Raw genomic sequence first — 2919 nt, 5'->3', positions numbered from 1 at the left:
GGTCATCAAAATGAAAAGCATTTTGATGACCTTTTGTCGACAATCTGAGGCATTAATCCAAAAAAGGATTAATGCCTTTTTTATTGAATTAAGTAATTAATTAGCATATGGGAGGTACTAATAATGTTCATCGTAAATGTTGAAGGTGCAATTAGGAAGGGTAATCAGTGGCTAATTATTGAAAGAAGTCAAAAAGAGGAGCATGCAGGTGGGTTGCTTTCTCTTGTTGGAGGGAAAGTAGAAATCGAAGGGAATTCATCCGCCATCTTAGAAAGAACGTTGAAACGTGAAATTTTAGAAGAGGTCGGCGTAAACGTAAAAGAAAAGCTCCATTACGTGCACAGCACTTCATTTATGACAGAGTCGGGAGAACATGTAGTGGATATTGTATTTGTATGCGAATATGAATCCGGTGAGCCAATTGCGAACAGTTTGGATGAGGTAGCGAACGTTTATTGGTATACAACGGATGAAATCTTGAGCCACCCGAACTCACCAAGTTATTTAAAGGAATACATAAGCTATTCAGATCAGGTTGTTCAAAACATGCAGAAAGGGGGAGGGATAAAAGATGATTTCTGAACTAGATAAGAGTGAATTTTATAAAGCTCGCAGATTAATAAACGAACAAGGCCAAATGGAAGCAAAAGCGGTCGTTGAAGGAGTAAACCCAGGACGTATTTTTGTAGATGATGTACAAGCTCCAACTACAGGGATGATTTGGTTAGGAAATAATGATGGGTTTATTTTTATTGGTGATGAACGGAATGAGAGATTTACAAACGAGATTAACGATTTCATTGACCGAGTGATTGTACCTGAGGCGAAATTGGTAGGGTTAGAATGGTTTGAAGGCGTTGGGAATCATGAACGGTGGAATAAGCAAATCGAGGAACTATTTAAACATCGTAAATTAGGAAATTGGAATCAAAAAGTATATACACTAAAGAAAGAGGATTATAGTAAGGAACATGAACCTAGGATTGATCTTGAATATTCAGTTTTGAAAATGAGTAAGGAACTGACTAATGGTACTTACCAGACTCAGTTTATGGAGTCGAAAATATTGGAGTTTTGGTCTTCGTTAGAAAACTTCTTTAATGAAGGAATTGGTTATTGTGCCGTTTATAAAAATGAAATCGTCAGTGTTTGTTTTTCAGGATTTGTTGTAGAAAACGTGCATTGTGTAGATATTGAAACTTTAGAAGAACATCAAGGGAAAAAGCTAGCTCAAAAAATTGCCCATGCTTTTGTGAGTGATTGTTTGGAGCGCGGAATGCTCCCGTACTGGGATTGCATGGAGGGTAATAAGCCATCCGTTGCGGTTGCTGTAAAAATCGGATTTAAAAATGTGTTTAATTATGTAGGGTATGAGTTTCCATTTAATTAAAGGAGGGGGTTCATTTGAGCGCTGCAATTAAATTACCATTAACAGATGATGAAAAATCAAGGCTTAGACAAGCGAAAGTGAAAATTGCTGATGTACATAGGTTGACTAAAGATGAAATCGCAGAGCGATTAGGTGTATCTAATGATAGAGCAAACGTTATAAAAGGGTTGGCAGACTTTCAAAGTGTTCCTTCCATAGGGCAAAAGTTGGCGGAGAAGCTTGTATTTAAGCTGAACATTTATTCTCTTGAGGAAATGAGAGAGAAAGATGGTGCGCAGCTTATTGATGAGTTAGAACAAAAATTAGGTGTATGGACGGATAGTTGTGTAGAAGATCAAATTCGTTGTGTGATCTACTTTTCGAAAAATCCTTCAAGCAGTAAGCAGTGGTTCGATTTTACAGAAGAACGTAAGCGGTATCGACAGATAAACGGTTATCCGGAAAATAGACCCAAAAAGGGGTGGTATGAATAGTTGGTAGATGAGTGACTGGGCAAATTTAATCGTTAATAAGAAAAGGAATGAATTACTTGGCGAATATTTATTTAATAAGACATTGTGAAGCAGAAGGACAACCGCCTGAAGCAGCGCTTACAGAAAGAGGAGAGTTTCAGGCGCAAGTGTTAGCGGAGTTTTTATCCGATGTTCGTATCGACCGAATCCTATCGAGTCCATTTAAACGTGCAGTTGATACGATTCATCCTCTTGCTACGAAACTTGCTATCGAAGTAGAAGTGGAAGATAGATTAAGTGAGCGTGTGCTAAGTACGGTAAACCTTCCTGATTGGTTTGAAAAATTAAAGTTAACGTTTGATGAGTTAGATTTGAAATTTGAGGGTGGCGAGTCGAGCCAGGAAGCGATGAATCGAATCGCGGATGTGGTGGAGGAAGTATTTAGTGGCGATGCTCAGAATACGATTATCGTGTCCCACGGCAATCTTTTGTCATTACTAATAAAGCATTTTCAGCCGAATTTTGGTTTTGAAGAATGGGGAAAGTTGAGCAATCCGGACGTTTATCTCCTTAAGAAGGAATCGAATAAAGTAACGCTAGAACGTATATGGAATTCCCACAATGGGCATTAATCCAAAGAAGGATTAGTGCCTTTTTAATTGGTAATTTTGGCTGATTGGTTTTCAAGGGCAAAAAACATGAAAAAAGTGTAAATCTGTCCTCGAGACCGCCTCTCGAGGACAAAAAACATGAAAAAAGCGTAAATCTGTCCCCGAGACTGCTTCTCGAGGACAAAAAACATGAAAAAAGTGTAAATCTGTCCCCGAGACTGCTTCTCGAGGACAAAAAACATGAAAAAAGCGAGAACCTGTCCGCGAGACCGCTTCTCGAGGACAAAAAACTAGAAAAAAGCGTAAATCTGTCCGCGAGACTGCTTCTCGAGGACAAAAAACATGAAAAAAGTGTAAATCTGTCCTCGAGACCGCTTCTCGAGGACAAAAAACATGAAAAAAGCGATAACCTGTCCTCGAGACTGCTTCTCGAGGACAAAAAACATGAAAAAAGTGTAAATCTGTC

Annotated in this window: 5 protein-coding genes; all 5 read left to right on the top strand. The window is 38.7% G+C overall.

Features of this window, described 5'->3' with window-relative positions:
• Positions 1 to 123 precede the first annotated feature (123 nt).
• On the top strand, positions 124 to 582 hold the full coding sequence (locus CD29_RS19180) for an NUDIX hydrolase (RefSeq protein ID WP_036190696.1): 459 nt from the start codon (positions 124 to 126) through the stop codon (positions 580 to 582).
• Positions 572 to 1390, top strand: coding sequence for a GNAT family N-acetyltransferase (locus CD29_RS19175; RefSeq protein ID WP_036190693.1), 819 nt, complete (start codon positions 572 to 574; stop codon positions 1388 to 1390). The genes CD29_RS19180 and CD29_RS19175 overlap by 11 nt, the downstream gene beginning before the upstream one ends.
• A 14-nt stretch (positions 1391 to 1404) precedes the next feature.
• On the top strand, positions 1405 to 1863 hold the full coding sequence (locus CD29_RS19170) for a helix-hairpin-helix domain-containing protein (protein WP_036190689.1): 459 nt from the start codon (positions 1405 to 1407) through the stop codon (positions 1861 to 1863).
• 47 nt (positions 1864 to 1910) lie between these two features.
• Positions 1911 to 2474, top strand: coding sequence for a histidine phosphatase family protein (locus tag CD29_RS19165; protein WP_036190686.1), 564 nt, complete (start codon positions 1911 to 1913; stop codon positions 2472 to 2474).
• Between the two features lie 44 nt (positions 2475 to 2518).
• Positions 2519 to 2919 (top strand): hypothetical protein (locus CD29_RS19160; protein ID WP_036190683.1); only part of this gene is annotated, 401 nt, incomplete at its 3' end.

Source organism: Ureibacillus manganicus DSM 26584 (assembly GCF_000772945.1).
Lineage (GTDB): Bacteria > Bacillota > Bacilli > Bacillales_A > Planococcaceae > Ureibacillus > Ureibacillus manganicus.
Note: the sequence above shows the minus strand (reverse complement) of the source record. Positions and strands in the feature narration are given on the sequence as shown.

Coding starts and splice junctions, on each gene's coding strand:
- CD29_RS19180 (WP_036190696.1), top strand. CDS start 124: ATGTTCATCGTAAATGTTGAAGGTGCAATTAGGAAGGGTAATCAGTGG.
- CD29_RS19175 (WP_036190693.1), top strand. CDS start 572: ATGATTTCTGAACTAGATAAGAGTGAATTTTATAAAGCTCGCAGATTA.
- CD29_RS19165 (WP_036190686.1), top strand. CDS start 1,911: ATGAATTACTTGGCGAATATTTATTTAATAAGACATTGTGAAGCAGAA.